Source organism: Streptomyces sp. Ac-502 (assembly GCF_045222935.1).
GTDB lineage: Bacteria > Actinomycetota > Actinomycetes > Streptomycetales > Streptomycetaceae > Streptomyces > Streptomyces monomycini.
The window spans coordinates 2,727,673-2,745,807 of sequence record NZ_JBHFFO010000001.1; the positions used below are offsets into that span (position 1 = coordinate 2,727,673).

General features: G+C 73.2%; 11 protein-coding genes and 2 pseudogenes. 6 read left to right on the top strand and 7 right to left on the bottom strand.

Going from position 1 to position 18,135, the window contains the following annotated elements:
- Positions 1–67 precede the first annotated feature (67 nt).
- The 3 genes from ACEXOX_RS12315 to ACEXOX_RS12325 form a co-directional block, all read right to left on the bottom strand.
- The gene (locus ACEXOX_RS12315) at positions 68–709 is read right to left on the bottom strand and encodes an IucA/IucC family C-terminal-domain containing protein (RefSeq protein ID WP_406520507.1); all 642 of its coding nucleotides are present in this window, start codon (positions 707–709) and stop codon (positions 68–70) included.
- Positions 625–1,965 (bottom strand): IucA/IucC family protein, encoded by a 1,341-nt coding sequence (locus tag ACEXOX_RS12320; protein ID WP_406520509.1) that lies wholly within the window; start codon positions 1,963–1,965, stop codon positions 625–627. The genes ACEXOX_RS12315 and ACEXOX_RS12320 overlap by 85 nt, the downstream gene beginning before the upstream one ends.
- Before the next feature lie 146 nt (positions 1,966–2,111).
- Positions 2,112–3,395: an acetyl-CoA carboxylase biotin carboxylase subunit family protein gene (locus ACEXOX_RS12325; RefSeq protein ID WP_406520511.1), complete on the bottom strand. Its 1,284-nt coding sequence runs from the start codon at positions 3,393–3,395 to the stop codon at positions 2,112–2,114.
- A 376-nt stretch (positions 3,396–3,771) separates the two neighbouring features.
- Here ACEXOX_RS12325 and ACEXOX_RS12330 point away from each other — a divergent pair, with 376 nt between their 5' ends.
- Both ACEXOX_RS12330 and ACEXOX_RS12335 read left to right on the top strand, forming a co-directional pair.
- Positions 3,772–4,797, top strand: a complete 1,026-nt coding sequence (locus tag ACEXOX_RS12330; protein WP_406520513.1) for a lytic polysaccharide monooxygenase — start codon at positions 3,772–3,774, stop codon at positions 4,795–4,797.
- A gap of 717 nt (positions 4,798–5,514) precedes the next feature.
- Positions 5,515–6,180 (top strand): pyridoxamine 5'-phosphate oxidase family protein, encoded by a 666-nt coding sequence (locus ACEXOX_RS12335; RefSeq protein WP_406520515.1) that lies wholly within the window; start codon positions 5,515–5,517, stop codon positions 6,178–6,180.
- Here the strand turns inward: ACEXOX_RS12335 and ACEXOX_RS12340 are convergent.
- The gene (locus tag ACEXOX_RS12340) at positions 6,144–7,220 is read right to left on the bottom strand and encodes a DNA polymerase thumb domain-containing protein (RefSeq protein WP_406520516.1); all 1,077 of its coding nucleotides are present in this window, start codon (positions 7,218–7,220) and stop codon (positions 6,144–6,146) included. The two genes, ACEXOX_RS12335 and ACEXOX_RS12340, sit on opposite strands and share 37 nt — an antisense overlap.
- Positions 7,217–11,022, bottom strand: a pseudogene (locus ACEXOX_RS12345) (DNA polymerase III subunit alpha). Before ACEXOX_RS12345 ends, ACEXOX_RS12340 begins: the two are co-directional and overlap by 4 nt.
- 263 nt (positions 11,023–11,285) lie before the next feature.
- Between ACEXOX_RS12345 and ACEXOX_RS12350 the strand changes: the two are divergent.
- Together ACEXOX_RS12350 and ACEXOX_RS12355 are read left to right on the top strand one after the other, a co-directional pair.
- Positions 11,286–12,379: pseudogene (locus tag ACEXOX_RS12350) on the top strand (ABC transporter permease).
- A 212-nt stretch (positions 12,380–12,591) separates the two neighbouring features.
- Entirely contained in the window at positions 12,592–12,837 is a 246-nt protein-coding gene (locus tag ACEXOX_RS12355; RefSeq protein WP_406520517.1) for a hypothetical protein, read from the top strand.
- Between the two features lie 87 nt (positions 12,838–12,924).
- Here ACEXOX_RS12355 and ACEXOX_RS12360 read toward each other — a convergent pair whose 3' ends face one another.
- Positions 12,925–13,689 carry an SDR family NAD(P)-dependent oxidoreductase gene (locus ACEXOX_RS12360; protein ID WP_406520519.1) on the bottom strand — a complete coding sequence of 255 codons (765 nt, stop codon included), beginning with the start codon at positions 13,687–13,689 and terminating at the stop codon, positions 12,925–12,927.
- A gap of 128 nt (positions 13,690–13,817) precedes the next feature.
- Here ACEXOX_RS12360 and ACEXOX_RS12365 point away from each other — a divergent pair, with 128 nt between their 5' ends.
- A complete protein-coding gene (locus ACEXOX_RS12365; protein ID WP_406520520.1) occupies positions 13,818–14,516 on the top strand; it encodes a TetR family transcriptional regulator in 699 nt (232 codons plus the stop codon).
- 77 nt (positions 14,517–14,593) lie between these two features.
- Here the strand turns inward: ACEXOX_RS12365 and htpG are convergent, their stop codons facing one another.
- Entirely contained in the window at positions 14,594–16,516 is a 1,923-nt protein-coding gene (gene htpG / locus ACEXOX_RS12370) for a molecular chaperone HtpG (protein ID WP_406520521.1), read from the bottom strand.
- 456 nt (positions 16,517–16,972) lie between these two features.
- Between htpG and ACEXOX_RS12375 the strand changes: the two genes are divergently transcribed.
- On the top strand, positions 16,973–17,461 hold the full coding sequence (locus ACEXOX_RS12375) for a subtilase-type protease inhibitor (RefSeq protein ID WP_406520523.1): 489 nt from the start codon (positions 16,973–16,975) through the stop codon (positions 17,459–17,461).
- Positions 17,462–18,135 lie beyond the last annotated feature (674 nt).

Below are 18,135 nucleotides of genomic sequence, written 5' to 3' on the forward strand. Positions count from 1 at the left end.
TGGGCCCGGAACGTGTCAGCGGGCCCGGAGGGGCGTCACGCCGGGCGGCACGGAACCGGCGAAGCGGTCACCGGCCCGGCGCCAGGTAATTCGGCCCGGTGACGTAGAACTTGTTGACGTCCGACGCCCCCGACCGGCGTTTCGACAGCAGGCTGCCGGCCGTGACCATGGCCTTGACCGGCAGCCGGTCGGCGTCCAGGACGCGGTGGCGCAGGACGGCGGCGGCGGCTCCGGGCGCGGCCTCCAGCCGGTCGACGGCCTCCGTCAGCCGCGCTCTGAGCTGCCCGAGCAGGACCGGCAGCGGCGCGCGGCCGAGCCGGGCCAGTTCGAAGGCGAGGGCCCCGGCGCACAGGTGGACGGTGATGGTGGCGAAGACATCGGCCACCGGGGCGTCGCCGCCCACCAGGATGCGCCGGTCGTCGAATCCGCACAGGTCGGCGGCGTCCCCGCCCAGGACGGCGGCCAGCCGTACGGTGTTCACCCGCGGCCCGTCGTTGTCCTTGAGCAGCAGGCGCAGGCGCGGGCGTCCGGCCACCTCGTCCAGGACGAGGGAGGTGTTCTGCTGGTGCGACTCCAGCGCGATGCCGTACGCGAAGAGGGTGGTGTGCCAGTCCAGGAGGAGCGTCAGGTAGGCGTCGAGGAGGGCGAGCAGGTCGCCGCCGTAGAAGCGGCGGGCGAGGTCGTCGGCGACGAGTGAGCCGTCCGGCATCCGGGCGGCGAGCGCGGCCAGCGGCACCACCCGGGCGCCGCGCAGCCCGCTGGACCCGCGCAGGCCGCGCAGGCTCCGCGCCCCTTCAGCCCGTCGGCGCTGCCGCACACCGCCGCCGTGCCGCCGCTGCCCTTCGGGAAGCGGCGCACCAGAGTGGCCAGCAGGTCGTGTCCGGCGTCCAGGTGGGTGGTCTCGTCGGCGAGCAGCACGGTCTCGGCGAAGCGCGGGTGCCGGTCGACGACCGTCTCCAGCAGCCGCTGGCCCACCGCGCCGTCCACGAGCGTGCCGGGTTTCATGCCGCGCCGGTTGAGGCGGCCCAGGGTGGCGGTGGCGAGCGGGAGTTTGAGGTGGGTGTACGGGTCGTCGGTGACGGCGACGGTCCGCATCGACAGGGTGGGCCGTACCCGCAGCCAGGCGAGGTCGGCGAGCCGCGCGCCGTCTTCGAGGCCGCGGAGGCGCAGCGCTTCGGCCAGCGGCCCTTCGGCGGTGAGCGGGTGGACGGGCAGGGCGAGGTGGCTGCCGTCCAGCCGGGGCAGGCCCAGGTCGCCCGGGGCGGGCCACCAGGCGGGCAGCGTCGCCGGGTCGCCGTTGACGGCCTCGCGCGGGAGGGCCAGCCAGCGCAGCGCGAATCCGGGGGCGAACTCCGGGGCGTAGCCGCGGATCTGGGCCTCGTCCAGGCCGAGGCGGGCCCGGCCGGTGGGGTAGACGGGGTGGTCGCGGTACGCGGCGAGCGTGTCGTAGTCGAGCGCGCCGCCGGGGCCGCACCAGGCGCGGTCGCCGTCGTACGCGCCGCGTTCCGCTCCGTACGCACGGGCCGCCGCGCCGCGGCCCCCGGCGGCCGGGCCGGACGTAGCCGATGCCCCGTTGTTCCCGCCGTACGCGCCGCCGCCCGCGTGCGGGCCGAGGCGGGCGATCACCGCCGCGCGCGCGGCGGCCTGCATCCGGGCGGCGGCCAGCGCCTGGTGGCACTCGTCGGTGAAGGCGTCGAAGCCCGGCCGGTCCTCGGGCGGCACGGCGGTGCGCAGTACGCCCATGATGCCGTCCACCCCGGTCGCCCGCGTACCGTCGGCGCGCTTCAGCTCTGCCCTGCGGGCGGCGGTCTCGCACTGGAAGCCGTCGGCCTCGACCGGGACCAGGACCGGCCCGTCCGGGAGGGCCAGCCGCAGCCAGTCGCCGTCCGGGCGGCGGACCGTGCCGGCGCGGCGGCGCAGCCCGTACGCGTCCTCGCGCAGCAGCGTGCTCAGCACGCGCCGCATCAGGTCCTCTTCCGCTCCGCTGTCCGGAGCCCTGCCCTCCGGAGCCCCGTCCTTCGGAGTCCCGTCCTCTGGAGCCTCGTCCTCCGGGACGCCCCTTTCCGTCGCCCCCCGCAGTGTGTCCGGTACGCCGTCTCCCGCCACCGTCGTCACGGCACGATCTCCCAACAGTGTGCGGCCAGGAACTCCCGTACGGCCGTGTCGATGCGCCCTTCGTCGCGGCCGGTCGCCCGCAGCACCCCGAGGAAGTCCCGGTTGGTGCGGTACAGCGGGTGCCGCTCGCCCGTCTCACGTAAGGGCCGGTAGTCGAGGCGGACGCCGTCCGCCTCCTGTACGTGCGCCTCCGGCGCGGCCTTCAGCGTCCCGTCCCGGTCGGCGCACACGTATTCCATGCGCACCCGTGTGCCGCGCCGCACGGTCAGGGCGTCCGGCAGCGGCTCCCCCAGGTGCGTACGGATGATCAGTTCGAAGAGCGGGAGGTCCAGGGCTTCGGCGAGGGCGAGGTCGCACCGGTCGCCGATGGCGCGGTAGTTGACCTCGACGATCCTGGCCCGGCCGCCCTGGTCCACGTACTCGGTGTGGCAGGCGCCGAATCCGGCGCCGAGCGCGCGTAATTGCTCCAGCACCTGCCCGGTGCAGGGGCCGGGCGGCTCGGGGAGGAGGGTCAGTCGCTCCTCGATGAAGTGCGGGGGCGGCGAGATGTCCGTACGGAAGGAGGCCAGCGGGTGCAGTACGTGCCCGTCGCCGAGGGTTTCCAGGGTGTGCAGCGGGCCGTCCAGGTACTCCTCCAGGACCAGCGCGGCGCCGGGCCGCCGTACCCGGGTCTCGCGGCACCGCGCGGCCAGTTCCGCGTCGTCCGCCACCAGGAAGACGTCCTCGCTGGCGACCCCTTCGCGCGGTTTGAGCACGCAGGGGTACGGGATGCCGTGCCCGGCCGGGGCATCGCCGCCCGGCGTCAGTTCGGCGGATCGGACGGTGTCCAGTCCGGCGGCGGCCAGGCCGCGCCGCAGTTCGGCCTTGTTCTTCGTGCGGAGCGCTGCCCGCCAGTCCTTGCCGGGCAGCACGAAGTAGTCGGCAGCCAGGGCGGCCTGGGCCTGGAGGTGGTCACTGTTGGTGAAGATTGCGGAGGGTGCCCCAACTCTCGTCGCTTGTGCGGCGATTCGCGCGATCACGGCACGGAAGTCCCGCACGTCGCACGGTACGATCTCCAGCCTGCCGGGCAGCGCTCCCGCCGACGGCCCGCCCCCGCTCCGTTCGCGCGCGTACCGCTCGTACGCCTCGTGGTGGGCGTCCGGCTGGTCGGTCAGCAGCGTCACGGCGAGGCCGAGGCGGGCCGCGGCCGGCAGGAAGCCTTCGGTGACGGAGTCGGTGGGGTTGCGGGCCAGGAGGATCAGGCCCGCGCAGGCGTCGTTCGGGGGTGCGGCCTCGTTCACCTGCGCAAGATTAGGTTAGGCATACCTAACCTTGTCAACTCGTGCCGCCCGCCGCCGTGTCGCCCCTTGCCCCGCCCTTTTCCCAGGTCCCCCGACCCCTTTCCCGAGGCTTCCCCACCCCTTTTCCCGCCCCTTCTTCACGCCTCCCCACCCCTTTTCGCGCCCTCGCGCCCCCTCGCTCCGGCCCCGGAGGCCCTCGGAGGCCCCCGGACTTAATCCCTCCTCAGCTCTTTCTTAAGAGGGCCATAAAGATCACCGCGAACCGGCTTCCGGACCGAAATGCGCTGCTCAGCGGGGCTAGCGTGCTGATCGCACCGCCCCGGGCCGAGCGCCCGGCCGGTGCCGCTCCCCCGATCCGACGAAGGAGACCCCCACGATGACCGCTCGCCGCACGGCAGCCGGGATCACCCTGACCGGCATCGCCCCGCTGGTGCTCACCGCGCTCACCGCGACCCCGGCCGTCGCCCACGGCTCGATGACCGACCCGGTCAGCCGGATCTCCGCCTGCTTCGCCGAGGGCCCCGAGCACCCGAAGTCCGCGGCCTGCAAGGCGATGGTCGCGGCCGGCGGCACCCAGGCCCTGTACGACTGGAACGGCGTACGGGACGGCAACGCGGGCGGGCAGTCGAAGAAGCGCATCCCGGACGGCAAGCTGTGCAGTGCCAATAGCCCCGAGTACAAGGGACTGGACCTGCCGCGCGCCGACTGGCCGTCCACGCGCCTCAAGGCGGGCAGCCACACCTTCCGGTACAAGGCGACCGCCCCGCACCGCGGCTCCTTCGAGCTCTACATCACCAAGGACGGCTACGACCCCACCAAGCCGCTCAAGTGGTCGGACCTGGAGGCGAAACCGTTCGCCAAGGTCACCAACCCCAAGCTGACCAGCGGCGACTACGTCTTCAGCGGCAAGGTGCCCGCCAAGTCCGGCCGCCACCTGATCTACAGCGTCTGGCAGCGCTCGGACAGCCCCGAGGCGTTCTACACGTGCTCCGACGTGGTCTTCGGCAAGGGCCGCGGCGGTACGGGCAAGGGCGCGGCCGTCTCGGCCCCGGCCGCCTCGGCGCCGAGCGATCAGCAGATCGCCGCCGAAGCGGGCAGGTCGACCATCGACCACATGCACCACAGCAGCCACGGCGCGCACGGTGGCACCCAGGCTGCCGGGGACACCGGCAAGGCGTCGGACGCCGCCGCGGGCAACGCGGCGCACCCCGACGGCGGTGCGGCCAAGGAGGTGGACCCGAAGCAGGCCGGTGCGCAGCAGGCGGCCGGCAGTCACCTCGCGGAGACCGGCGGTGACAGCTCGACCGCACCGATGGCCGTCGGCGGCGCGGCCGTCCTGGCGCTGGGCGCCTCGGTCCTGTTCGCGAGCGCGCGCCGCAAGGCGGCCCGGCAGCGCGGCTGACCCCTCCGCTTCCTCCCCAGGGCCCTTCCCCCCACACAGGGCCCGCCCTGCGAGGTCATCCCCCACTGGCCCCGCAGCCCCCGTGAGGTCATCCCCACTGGCCTCACGGGGGCACCCCCACAGCTGGCGCCGCCGCCCCTTTCCTTCACCTCAGGAGGCGGCGGCGCCTCCGCGCGCGCCCCGCTGCCGCGCCGCACTCCCCTGTGGTGCGGCGTGGCAGCACGGCAGGCGCGCACAGCCGTGGCGCTTCCCACGTCGTGTCATGTCTCAGCGACCGGCGGCAGGGCGGAGATTCCCGTTCCGGCGGAGGAATCCCGGGAATCTCCCATCAGACGCCGCAGCAGGTGTACGTACGGGCTCCAGCGCGCGGGGCGCGCGACCGTTCCCGTACAGGCGAGTTCGGCGCGGTCGAGGCTGTCTTCCAGTACACCGGCGGGTGCGGGACGCGATGGACGCCCTGGCACGGGATCTGGGCGCGCGCACCCCGCAGGACGCCGAACGCGTCCCCCTCGCGGTCATCGACGCACCCCTGTCGCTCGCTCGTACGCCGCCACCTGCGCGGCGGCACCCCGCTGCCCGGCCACGCGGAGGACCTGGCCGATGCGTGCACGGCCGCGCTGCCGGCCGGCTGAGGCGCGCGGCCCCACGCCAGGCGATGTCAGTGGCATCCCGTACAGTCGCGGGTGAGTTGAGCTTGCCGACGAGGGGGAGGACGCCGTGACGACGAGCGAGCGGACCGGAGGCGCGGAGACCTGGCAGGCCGCGGGGGTCACGGAGGTCGCGTCCGAGCGCGAGCTGCGGGAGCTGATGGGCGAGCCGAGCGACCACGCGCTGTACAAGGTCCGCGACCGGCTGCACGACCTCGACCGGCAGTGGCTGGCGCGCTCGCCGTTCTGCTACGTCGCCACCTCGGACGCCGAGGGCCGGTGCGACGTCTCCCCCAAGGGCGACCCCGCCGGTTTCACGACGGTGCTGGACGACACCACGATCGCGATACCGGACCGCCCCGGCAACAAGCGCGTGGACGGCTTCCGCAACATCCTCGCCAACCCGCAGGTCGGACTGAACTACGTCCTCCCGGGCCGCGGCGACACCCTGCGCGTCAACGGCCGCGCCCGCATCCTGCGCGACGCCCCGTTCTTCGACGCCATGGTCGTCCGGGGCAACCGCCCCCGGCTGGTGCTGCTCGTCGAGATCGACGAGGTGTTCTACCACTGCTCCAAGGCGTTCCTGCGCTCCCGGATGTGGCAGCCGGAGAGCTGGCAGCCCGAAGCGCTGCCCTCACGGGCCCGCATAGCCAAGGGTGTCGAGGTCCCCGACATCCCGCTGGAGCAGTTGGAGGAGCACTACGGCCCGCGGTACGCGGAACGGCTGTACGGCTGAGCGAGCTTCGCCGCGGGCCGGGCCGCCGCCTCGCCGAAGCGTTCCCGCGCCCGGTCCACGGCGGCCTCGATGCGGCGCGCCTTGTCCTCGGCCGGGTCGAACGTCAGCTGCCGGGCGGCGTGTTCGGCGCGGCACAGGTCCTCCGCCCGCAGTGACACGGACCGTACGCGGGCCCGTTGCAGCCCGAGCGCCGCGTGCAGCGCGTACGCCGCGTCCGTCAGCGCGGGCCCGTGCGCGGTCGGTTCGGGCAGCCGCCGGGTGCGCGTCGTCGTGGAGCGGTCGGCGTAGCGGACGGTGAGGGTGAGCGCGCGGGCCGCACGGGCGCTGCCGCGCAGCCGGGCGCCGAGGTCGTCCGCGAGCGAGAGCAGCGCGCGCCGCCGCCGGTCCGGGTCCAGTTCGTCGTGCGCGAAGCAGTGTTCGGCGCCCATGGAGCGCGCTGCGGCGTTCGGGGTGACCGGGCTCGGGTCGATGCCGCGGGCCTTGTCGTACACCGCCCGGCCGGTCTTCGCGCCGAGGATGCGCTGGAGGGTGGCGGGCGGCGCGGCGGCGATCCGCCCGACGCTGTCCAGCCCGTACGCGCACAGGGCGCGCGCGGTCGCCGGCCCGACACCGTGCAGGGCGGCGGCCGGTTTGCGGTCGAGGAAGTCCGCGACGGCGTCCCCGGGGACCCGGCGCACCTCGCCGGGCGCGGCGCCCTGCGCCGCCATCCGCGCGAGCAGCGGGTTCCCGGCGACACCGATGGTGCACCGCACGCCGTACCAGGCCAGCGCCCGCAGCCGGATCAGCTCGGCGATGCCCGCGGCGTCCCGTTCGAAGTAGCGCAGCGCTCCCCGTACGTCGGCCAGCGCGGCGTCCGGCGGCAGCGCCTCGATCACGGGCGTGAACTGGCCGAGCAGCCGCAGGAGATGACCGTACGTCTCCTCGTCCAGCGGAGCGTCCCGGCCCCTGTCCCCGGCCCCGTCCCCGGCGGCGCGGAACCGTACGTACAGCATCTCGGCGGGGGCGCCGGCCCCGGCGGGCGTTCCGCTTCCGCCGGTCATCCCGCGCTCCCCGGGCTGGCGTGCCACAGCTTGCGTCCGGTGGCGGCGCCTTCGCCCGCCGGGCGGAGATCGGCCCAGGGGTGCAGTTCGTAGCCGGTCTCCAGCCGGATGGTGCGACCGGCCGGCGCGGCCGCCGGGTCCGCTCCGGCCCCGGACGCGGCGGCCGGTGCCGGAGCCCGGTCCGCCGCCCATGTCGCCTCGGCCGCCGCCGAACCCGCACGGCCCGGTTCGCTGTGCACCCGGCGCGGCACCCCGCCGCCGCCCACCGGTCCGCCACCCATCGGCCCGCCCTCCAGCGGCCCGCCACCCGCTGTCCCGCCGTCCACCGGACCGGCCGGCTCCGCCGTCGGCCGGCCCTCTTCCGCGAGGCGCGCGGTGACCGCCTCCAGGCCGCCCTCGCGGCGCAGTTCGGCCAGTTCGGCGAGGTTCCAGGCGGCGGCGCCGACCACGCTGAAGCTGCGCGGCCCGCGCCGCTGGACCGTACCGCGTACGAGCAGCAGCCAGGAGTGGAAGACGGTGTGCGCGCACCTCTCGTGCGAATCGTCGAAGAAGGCGCAGTCGACCAGGCCCGTGCTGTCGTCGAGGGTGGTGAAGATGACCCGGCGTCCTGAGCGGATCGGCGGGGTCTGGGTGGCCGCCTTGGCCCCGGCGACCAGCACCGTCTCCCCGTGCTCGGCGTCGCCCAGCCGCTTGGCGGGCAGCGCCCCCAGCTCCGCGAGGAACTCCCGGTGGTCGCTCATCAGGTGCCGGGTGGTGTCCATGCCGAGGACGCCCAGCTCGGCGCTGAGCTTCTCGACGTCGGTCAGGTCGGGCAGCCCGGCCGGTTCGACCGCCTCGACGGGCGCGGCGGCGCCGTCCCCCGCGTCCAGGGGCAGCTGCCCCGCGGCCACGCCCCGCTGCTGGCCGTGCAGTTCGGCCAGGTGCAGCAGCAGGTCGCGCCGGTTGGCGCCGAAGGCGTCCAGCGCGCCCACGCGGGCGAGGCGTTCGGCCACCGGGCGGCTGGGGCGGGCGCGCCGCCACAGGTCGGGCAGCGAGGAGTAGGGCTGCCCGTCCTCGATGCGCCGGGCCTCGGCCTCGCTCATGCCGTGCACGTCGGCGAGGGCGAGCCGCAACCCCCAGACCGCGGGGGCGGCCCCTCTCCGGGCCTGGCCGCCGGGCCGCCCCCGTCCCCCGCGCCCGCGCCCGCGCCCACACCACCGGACACCAGTTCGATTCGATGGACGGCCGCCGACCGGTTCACGTCCAACGGCAGCACCGGCACCCCGCGCCGCCGCGCGTCCGCCAGCAGCAGCCGCTTCGGGTACATCCCCGGGTCGTGGGTGAGCAGCCCGGCGTAGAAGGCCGCCGGGTGGTGCGCCTTGAGCCAGGCGGACTGGTACGTCGGCACCGCGAAGGCGACCGCGTGTGCCTTGCAGAAGCCGTACGAACCGAACGCCTCGACGATCTCCCAGGTGCGCTCGATCACCTCGGGGGTGTACCCCCGCCGCCCGGTCCGCTCCACGAACCAGGCGCGCACCTGCCCCTGAACCTCCGGCTTGGACAACGCGCGCCGCTTCTCGTCCGCCTCGCCCCGGTCGCAGCCGGTCATGATCCGCAGGATCTCGATGATCTGCTCGTGGAAGACGACCACGCCGTAGGTCTCGCGCAGCGGCTCCTCCAGGTCCGGGTGCGGGTAGCGGACGGGCCGGCGGCCGTGCCGGGCCTCGATGAAGGGCCGCACCATGTCGGCCGAGACCGGCCCGGGGCGGAACAGCGAGATGTCGACCACCAGGTCGTGGAAGGTGGCGGGCTGGAGCCGGCCGACCAGGTCGCGCTGGCCCGGCGACTCGATCTGGAAGCAGCCGAGCGTCTCGGTGGAGCGGATCAGGCCGTACGTGGCGGGGTCGCCGGGCGGTACCTGCGCCGGGTCGTCGAGGTCGACGCCGCGGCCGGTGACCCGCCCGATCTCGGCGGTCGCGTGCGCCATCGCGGACTGCATCCGTACGCCCAGCACGTCCAGCTTGAGCAGCCCCATCTCCTCCACGTCCTCCTTGTCGAACTGCGACATCGGCAGCGGGGAGCCGCCCCCGCCGTCGCGGTGCGGGATCTCGCCGCGGGTCGGTACGACGGGGGTGCGGTCCAGCAGCGAGGCGTCCGAGAGCAGCACCCCGCACGGGTGCATGGCGATACCGCGCGGCAGCGCGTCCAGCGCCTCGACCAGGTCCCACATCGGCCCGTACCGGTCCGCTTCCACGCCGCGCAGCTCCGGCAGCTCGGCGAGGGCCGCGCGGGCGTCGCGCGCCCGGATGTGCGGGAAGGCCTTGGCCAGCCGGTCCACCTCGGCCGGGTCCATGCCCAGGGCGGCGCCGACGTCCCGTACGGCGTGCCGGACCCGGTAGGTCTCGGGCATGGCGACGGTGGCGACCCGCTCGGTGCCGAACCGGTCGAAGATCGCGCGGTAGACCTCCAGACGGCGCGCGGACTCCACGTCGATGTCGATGTCGGGCAGCACCGCGCGGCGCTTGGACAGGAAGCGTTCCATCAGCAGCCGCTGTTCGACCGGGTCGGCGTGCGCGATGCCCAGCAGGTGGTTGACCAGCGAGCCCGCGCCGGAGCCGCGCGCGGTGACCCGGATGCCCAGGCCCCTAGTGTCCTCGACGACCTGGGCGACGGTCAGGAAGTACGAGGCGAAGCCGTGGTGTTCGATGATGTCCAGTTCGTGGTCCATCCGCTCCCAGTACTCGCGGCGCCGGTCGTAGCCGCGCAGCACCATTCCGGCGGCGCAGCGTGAACGCAGCACCCGTCCGGCGGTGCGGCGCGCGGCACCGACCAGGCGCGGTTCGGGAAAGTGCACGGTGCCCAGACCGATGTCGTCCTCCGGGTCGACCCGGCACCGCGCGGCCGTCTCCTCGGTCATCTCCAGCAGCCGTCGCGCGGTGGCGCGCCCGAGTCCGGCCGCCTCGGCGATCCGCTTGGCGGCGCGGGCCATCGCGTTCGCGTCCTTGAGCCACCGCTCGCCGCTGTCCCGGGCCTCCGGGCGGTGCCGGTCCACCGGCATCAGGCGGCGGGCGGAGTCCAGGACGTCGGCGACCGGGCCCTGGCCGGGGTCGGCGTAGCGGACGGCGTTGGTCAGGACGGCCCGGACGCCGTGTTCGACGGCGAAGCCGAGGGTGCGGGCGGCCAGGCGCAGCGAGCCGGGGCCGGTGCCGGTACGGCCGTGGTCGACGACCTCCAGGCGCAGCGCGTCACCGAACAGCTCGCGCCAGGGGGCGAGGAGCCGGGCGGCGCGGTCGGGGCGCCCGGCGGCCAGCGCGCGGCCGGGCTCGGAGTCCGGGCCGAGCAGGACGGTGACCGCGTCCGGCGCTCCGGCGCGCACCGCTTCGGTGAGCGCGGCCCAGGTCAGTACGGGCCGGGTGGAATCGCCCGGCAGGGTGGCGGCGTGCGCGGCCGAGACCAGGCGGCAGAGCATGGCCCAGCCGGCGGCGCCGTCCCGGGCGAGGAAGACGGCGCGGGCCGCCGACTCGTCGATGAAGGCGCCGCCGCGCACCGGGACGCGCCGCCGGGCCGTCCCCGGGGCGGCGCCCGGCACCGTAGGGCTGCTCTCGGGCGCGGCCACCGCCAGTTCGGTGCCGAACAGCGGGCGGACACCGGCCGAGGCCGCGGCCTTGGCGAAGCGGACGGCTCCGGCGAGGCCGTCCCTGTCGGTCAGCGCGAGGGCGTCCATGCCGCGTTCGGCGGCGCGCTCGGCGAGCCGCTCCGGGTGGGCGGCGCCGTACCGCAGGGAGAACCCCGAGGCGGTGTGCAGATGCGTGAACCGTGGCATCCGCGCCTCCTGCCGCTCGTACACCCCCTGACCGTTGCTGCGTCCCCCGTCGCGGTTCCACCATAACTCTTTTCTCGAACAACCGTACGAAATTCGAACAGCACCCGTCTCCGTCCGCTCCGGACGCTCCGCCGCCCCGATCAGCCCGCCCGGCCTGCGAAGATCCGTAATGGGACGGAAGATATGGGGCAAAAGGCCTGAGAACGAAAGACCTGCCCGAGCACGGAAGACCTGCTCGGCACGACAGGGCGAGGGAGCGGCGCATGGCCACGGCGGACGACGGCACCCGCGGGATCCGGGACCAGGACACCCGGGACCAGGACACCCGGGACAGGAGCTTCCTCGGGGAGGTGAAGGACGCGATCTCCGGGCGGGCCGCTCTGCTGATGATCGGCGTACTGGCCCTGACGGCCCTGTTCATCGCGTCGTACGCGGGCGCCTTCCACTCCCCGAAGCCCAAGGACGTACCGCTCGCGGTCGTCGCACCCCAGCAGATGAGCGGACAGCTCGTCGAACGGCTCGACAAGCTGCCGGGCTCCCCGCTCGCCCCCGTGCGGCCTCCTCCGAGGCGGACGCGGCACGGCAGATCAAGGAACGGGACATCGACGGCGCGCTGATCATCGACCCGCGCGGCACCACCGACAAGCTGCTGGTGGCCAGTGGTTCCGGAGCCTCGCTCTCCCAGGCCGTCGAACAGGTCGTCACCCAGGCCGAGAAGGCCCAGAAGCGCACCGTCCAGGTCCAGGACATCGCCCCCGCCGACAAGGACGACACCCGCGGCCTGTCCTCGTTCTACCTGGTGGTCGGCTGGTGCGTGGGCGGCTACCTGTGCGCCGCGATCCTCGCGATCAGCTTCGGCGCCCGCCCCGTCAACCTCAAGCGGGCGGTCGTCCGGCTGGGCGCCCTCGCCGTCTACTCGATCCTCACCGGCCTGGCCGGCGCCGTCGTCATCGGCCCCGTCCTGGGAGCCATGCCCGGCAGCCTGTACGGACTGTGGGGCCTGGGCGCGCTGATCGTGTTCGCGGTGGGCGCCACCACCTTCGCCTTCCAGGCGATCGCCGGGATCATCGGCATCGGCCTGACCATCCTCGTGGTGGTGATCGCCGGCAACCCCAGCGCGGGCGGCGCCTACCCGTACCCCCTGCTGCCGGACTTCTGGCGGGCGATCGGCCCCGCGCTGCCGCCGGGCGCGGGCACCTGGGTGGCCCGCTCCATCGCGTACTTCCACGGCAACGCGGTGACCGGCCCCCTGCTGGTGCTCTCCGCGTGGGCCGTCGCCGGCACCGTCCTGACACTGGCCTTCTCCGCCCTCACCAAGGGCCGGACGGTGATCAACCGCAGCGAGGTGCGGCAGTGACGGCGGTACGGCAAGGACGCTGCCGCGCCAAATCACCCGGTGACCTGGCCTGATCCCGCACAGAGAGGTGGGCACACCCTTACCGATGAGCAGAGTGCCGGCACGGTGGGCGGGCCGGCCCGCCCACCGCTTCCCGTTTGCCGGTTCACACGAGTGGGTTTTCCGATATGCCTCATGCTGGCCGAACTCTGCTGGCCGCGGCTCTGTCGACCATGGTGATCGCGGGAGGGACGGTCACCGTCGCCGCTCCCGCACAGGCCGCCAGTGCCCAGTGCGTGGAGTACCTGCGACTCGCACGCGCCCACGCCGTCGAGGCGGCCGACTTCGAGGAAGCAATAGGCTGCGAAATGGGCCAGCCGCGTCCGAGCCAGGGGCGGATCGCCGAACTCACCCGGCACATGAACCGCGCACTGGAACAGGAGCGGATTCACACCCTGAAGTGGGAGCGGTGCAGGTAAGCGGTTCTGAGCCGGCCCCTGCCCGAGAAGGGGCTGCTTGCGAAGGCCCTCGTTCCAGCAGGTGGGACCAGGGCCTTCAGGCACGCCTCACATGTGCGTACCGCCGTCGATACGTATCTCCGTACCGGTGATGAACGCGCCGTCCTCGGAGGCCAGCATCGCGATGACGCCCGCGACCGTCTCCGGGGGCGCGAAGCCCTCGCCGATGGCCGGCAGCAGCTTTCCGAACAGGCTCATGTCGGCGTCCGCCGGCAGGCCCGGGTCGTCGGTCATGCCGGACCGCACCGAACCCGGCGCCACACACACCGCGCGCAGCCCCTGCTTGGCGTACTCGCTCGCGATGGCGTGGGTCATGGACTGGATGCCGCCCTTGCTGGCCGCGTACGCCGCCATGTACGGGTGCGCGAACGCGGCGGAGGTGGAGCTGAAGTTGACCACCACCGGCGCCCGGCCGCGCAGCAGCGCGGGCAGTGCCTCGCGGATCATCAGGAAGGTGCCGGTCAGGTTGACCGCGATGATCCGGTTGAAGGCGTCCAGGCTGGTCTCGTGGGTGTGCGAGGCGCGCAGGATGCCCGCCGCGTTGACCAGGACGTCCAGTCCGCCCAGTTCCCCGACGGCGGCGGCGACGCCCGCGCGCGCCGCGGCCTCGTCCGCGATGTCCAGGACCGCGGTGCTCAGCCGGCCGGCGTGACCGTCGGCCGCGGCCCGCTCCGCGGTGGCCTTCAGTCCCGCCTCGCTGATGTCGGCGGCCACCACCCGGCCGCCTTCGGCCAGGACCCGGTGGACGGTGGCCTGTCCGATGCCCGACCCGGCTCCGGTGATCAGGACGCGGCGTCCGTCGAAGCGCTCCATGTGGCTCTCTCCTGCCTTCGGTGTCCGCGTCCGCCGCGGACGACACCGGCACCGTACGCCTAGGTGGCACGATGTGCCACATCAGCGCGGCATGCCAGTTCGGCGTACGGACGACGTAAGCTCACCCCATGCCCACCGCACCGCGCCCCACCGCACCGGCCCCCGCTCCCCTGCCGCCCGCCGCCCCCTCCCTGACCGAGCGGCGCAAGGCGGAGACCCAGCTGGAGATCGCCCGCGCCGCGGCGGCCCTGTTCGCCGAGCGCGGCAGCGCCGTCACCGCCGACGACATCGCCCGGTCCGCGGGCGTCGCCCTGCGCACCTTCTACCGGTACTTTCGCGCCAAGGAGGACGCGGTCGCACCGCTGCTGGCCGTCGGCGTACGGCAGTGGCTCGCCGACCTGCGCCGGCTCGCGGCGGAGGCGGACGGCCGGTGCGTACGGGACGTGCTGGAGCAAGCGGCGCGGCAGGCGCTGACGCCGTCCGACGAGCGGGCCGCCGAGGCGCTGCGGTGGACGCGCGGGCTGCTGCGGGTGATGCGGGACGATCCGGCGCTGCGCTCGGTCTGGCACCGGGTGCACCACGACTCCGAGGAGGCGCTGATCCCCGTCCTCGCCGGGCTGACGGACGGCGGACCGGCGGAGGTACGGCTCGCGGCGGCGGCCGCGAACACCGCGATGCGGGTCGCGGTGGAGACATGGGCGGCGGACGAAACCCCGGAAGGGCAGGCGGACGACCCTGCCGAGCTGGTGGTGCGGGGGATGCGCGCGCTGACGGCCGGCCTGTCCGGGCTGGACCGGTGTCGGACCTGCCACCGGCGCCGGGCATGACACTGCCGCCGGGCCCTTGAAGGACCCGGCGGCAGCCTTGGCCACGGGCTCTTACGGAACGAGCCCCGCCCCAGCGCCTACAGCGCGCGCTCCAGCCGCTCCGCCACCAGCTTGGTGAAGCGCGCCGGGTCGCTCAGCTCCCCGCCCTCGGCGAGCAGCGCCATGCCGTGCAGCAGCTCGGCCGTCCCGGCGAGGTCCGCGTCGTCGGGGCGCTCGGCGTGGGCCTTGCGCAGCCCCTCGACCAGCGGGTGGCCCGGGTTGAGTTCCAGGATGCGCTTGGCCTCGGGCAGTTCCTGGCCCATGGCGCGGTACATGTTCCGCAGCGCCGGGGTCACGTCGTCGGTGTCCGAGACGACGCAGGCCGGGGAGACGGTCAGCCGGGAGGACAGCCGTACCTCCTTGACCTCCTCGCCGAGCCGCTCCGTCATCCAGGACAGCAGCCCGGCGAAGTCCTCCTGCCGCTTCTCGCGCTCGGCCTTGTCCTCCTCGGACTCCTCCTTCGCGAGGTCCGCCTCACCCTTGGCGATCGACCGCAGCTCCTTGCCGTCGAACTCGGGGACGGTCTCGACCCACACCTCGTCGACCGGGTCGGTCAGCAGCAGCACCTCGTAGCCCTTGTCCCGGAAGGCCTCCATGTGCGGCGAGTTCTCGATGGCGGTACGGGACTCGCCGGTCATGAAGTAGATGTGCTCCTGGCCCTCCTTCATGCGCTCGACGTACTGCTGGAGGGTGGCCGGCTTCTCCTGGTCGTGGGTGGTGGGGAACGAGGCGATGCGCAGGATGGCGTCGCGGTTCTCGTGGTCGCTGAGCAGGCCCTCCTTGACGACCCGGCCGAACTCGCCCCAGAACGTGGCGTAGTTCTCCGGGCGCTGCGCCATCATCTCCTTGACGGTGGACAGCACCTTCTTCACCAGCCGGCGGTGCATGAGCTGGATCTGGCGGTCCTGCTGGAGGATCTCGCGGGAGACGTTGAGCGAGAGGTCCTGCGCGTCGACGACACCCTTGACGAAGCGCAGGTACTCGGGCAGCAGCGCTTCGCAGTGGTCCATGATGAAGACGCGCTTGACGTAGAGCTGCACTCCGCGCCGGTGTTCGCGCGCGAAGAGGTCCTGCGGCGCGCGGGACGGCAGGAACAGCAGCGCCTGGTACTCGAACGTGCCCTCCGCCTGCATCCGGAGCGTTTCGAGCGGGTCGGACCAGTCGTGGCTGATGTGCTTGTACAGCTCGTGGTACTCCTCGTCGCTCACCTCGTCCCGGGAGCGCGCCCACAGCGCCTTCATCGAGTTGAGCGTCTCGGGCTCGGGGGCCTTGCCGTCCTCGGCGTCCCCCTCCTTGTCCTCGGCCGGGGCCTCGGGGGCCATCCGGACCGGCCAGGTGATGAAGTCGGAGTAGCGCTTGACGATCTCCCTGATCTTCCAGCGGGAGGTGTAGTCGAAGAGCTGGTCCTCCTGGTCGACCGGCTTGAGCCGCAGGGTGACCGCGGTGCCCTGCGGCGCGTCCTGGACCGGCTCGACGGTGTACGTGCCCTCGCCGGTCGACGACCAGCGGGTGCCCTCGCTCTGTCCGGCGGGGCGGGTGACCAGCGTGACCTCGTCGGCCACCATGAACGCGGCGTAGAAGCCGACGCCGAACTGGCCGATCAGCCCCTCCGCGGTGGCCGCGTCCTTGGCCTGCTTCAGTTCCTGGAGGAACTTCGCGGTGCCGGAGTTGGCGATCGTCCCGATGAGCTGGACCACCTCGTCGTGCGACATACCGATGCCGTTGTCGCGGACGGTCAGCGTCCGGGCCTCACCATCGGTCTCGATGGCGATGTGCAGGTCGGAGACATCGGCGTCGAGCGACTCGTCGCGCAGCGCTTCGAGGCGCAGCTTGTCCAGCGCGTCGGAGGCGTTGGAGATCAGCTCGCGCAGAAAAACGTCCTTGTTCGAGTAGATCGAGTGGATCATCATCTGCAGGAGCTGGCGTGCTTCTACCTGGAACTCGAACGTCTCGGTCGGCATATGTGTCAATTCCTTCTTGTGTCACCAGGTGGCGGACCGTCCCGAGAAACTGTAGATGAGCCGGTCAGGCGGTATGCGCGCTTCCGCGGCCCAGCCGTACGGGCAGCGGCGCGAACGGCAGTGCGAGCGGCGGTGCGCCCCGTGGGCGCGGACGCCCCCTCGCGCGCCGGGCCGACGCCTTCTCACGCCCCGCCACTCCCCCGACACGCTCCGTCGGCAGCCGCACTTCGGCCATTAGCGACGAACCCCCACGAGCTCCCTGCACCCCCACGAACAACGGGAGTTGGCCGCTTTTCGCCGCACACCCGCCCCGGCCGGAACCCCGCACCCCCGATGTTCCCGCTGACCGCGCGGCATAGCACACATCACGTACCGAAACGCCCGTCGCGTCACTTCACGCCAGCACACAGCGCTTTCAACCAACGACTGAAAGTCACCGACCGATGTGCTTTCCTGATGCGCCTCGGCCAGACTCCTCACTGTCCGGCATTCGAGACGACAACCGAAGGAGAGTTCGAAAATGCGGTACATCACTGGGGGATCGCGCTCGGCGCGGCGCTCGTGCTCGGCGGCCTGGCCACCACGGCCCAGGCGCAGCCCGCGACGCCGAAGAGCCTGTACGCACCCTCGGAGTTGGTCCTCACCGTGGGGTACGGGGACACCGCCGCTACGGCCTCCATCCAGCGCGCGGTGTCGCTGAGCTGTAGCTCGTCCGGAACCGGCACGCACCCGACGGCGCGTGCCGCCTGCGCCCAGCTGCGCACCGTGAACGGCGACTTCGACGCGATCACCAAGTCCGCCGCGGACCGTATGTGCACCAAGGAGTGGAACCCCGTCACGGTCACCGCGAACGGTGTCTGGCAGGGCCGCCGCGTCGCCTACGAGCACACCTTCGCCAACCCCTGCGCGATGGAGGGCGGCAAGGGTCTGGTCTTCGAGTTCTGACGGCTCCGGTCGAGCGATGACCCGCTGAACGGTGCGGCCGCCTCCTCGCCGCCGCACCACCGGCCGGCCCCCGGGCATCTTCACGGATGCCCGGGGGCCGGCCGCCGCCGTTGCTCCGCGCGCGGCCCGCGCACCGCGCTGCCGCCCCGCCCCTCCACGGGACGGCAGCGCGGAAGCCCTCGCACCGCCCGCCGGAACGGCACGGCGCGCGGCTCTCCGGCTGCTCGCCGGATTCATTTCGGCCACGGGGCTGATGCATCATTAGAGCCAGCCGCGACGGGCTTGGCAAATCCGTTCCGACCGCCGAACGGGAAAAGCCGGAAGGGTAATTCCGCAAAGGACTCCCGACTTCCTGAAGTCGTCACGCACCGCGCCGGTGAAACACTCCCATACCGGACATTTGGCGACCCCTCTCCAAGAAAGCGACTCCCTTGAGAGGTGCCTCACACTCCTTCGAATGGGCGGGTCACATGACATTCCCGTCAACATTTCAACGGCTCGTATAACGTCATGGAAACGATTCCCTGGAAGCAAGGGCTCGTCGCCACCGGAAGCCATGCCACCGGGCGCCGTGCGCCGCCCGGTCGGCATCCACCGGCCCGGCAGTATTTACACAGCCTCCTTTCCTAATCTTTTGCCGACCGCTGGACTGCCGGCTCCGACGCCGCGCCATG

What these genes read in the sequence shown, in the direction of transcription:
- ACEXOX_RS12375 (WP_406520523.1), top strand. Translation starts at nt 16,973, where the DNA reads ATGCGCCTCGGCCAGACTCCTCACTGTCCGGCATTCGAGACGACAACC.
- ACEXOX_RS12330 (WP_406520513.1), top strand. Translation starts at nt 3,772, where the DNA reads ATGACCGCTCGCCGCACGGCAGCCGGGATCACCCTGACCGGCATCGCC.
- htpG (WP_406520521.1), bottom strand. Translation starts at nt 16,516, where the DNA reads ATGCCGACCGAGACGTTCGAGTTCCAGGTAGAAGCACGCCAGCTCCTG.
- ACEXOX_RS12315 (WP_406520507.1), bottom strand. Translation starts at nt 709, where the DNA reads ATGCCGGACGGCTCACTCGTCGCCGACGACCTCGCCCGCCGCTTCTAC.
- ACEXOX_RS12340 (WP_406520516.1), bottom strand. Translation starts at nt 7,220, where the DNA reads ATGACCGGCGGAAGCGGAACGCCCGCCGGGGCCGGCGCCCCCGCCGAG.
- ACEXOX_RS12355 (WP_406520517.1), top strand. Translation starts at nt 12,592, where the DNA reads ATGGTGATCGCGGGAGGGACGGTCACCGTCGCCGCTCCCGCACAGGCC.
- ACEXOX_RS12365 (WP_406520520.1), top strand. Translation starts at nt 13,818, where the DNA reads ATGCCCACCGCACCGCGCCCCACCGCACCGGCCCCCGCTCCCCTGCCG.
- ACEXOX_RS12360 (WP_406520519.1), bottom strand. Translation starts at nt 13,689, where the DNA reads ATGGAGCGCTTCGACGGACGCCGCGTCCTGATCACCGGAGCCGGGTCG.
- ACEXOX_RS12320 (WP_406520509.1), bottom strand. Translation starts at nt 1,965, where the DNA reads ATGCGGCGCGTGCTGAGCACGCTGCTGCGCGAGGACGCGTACGGGCTG.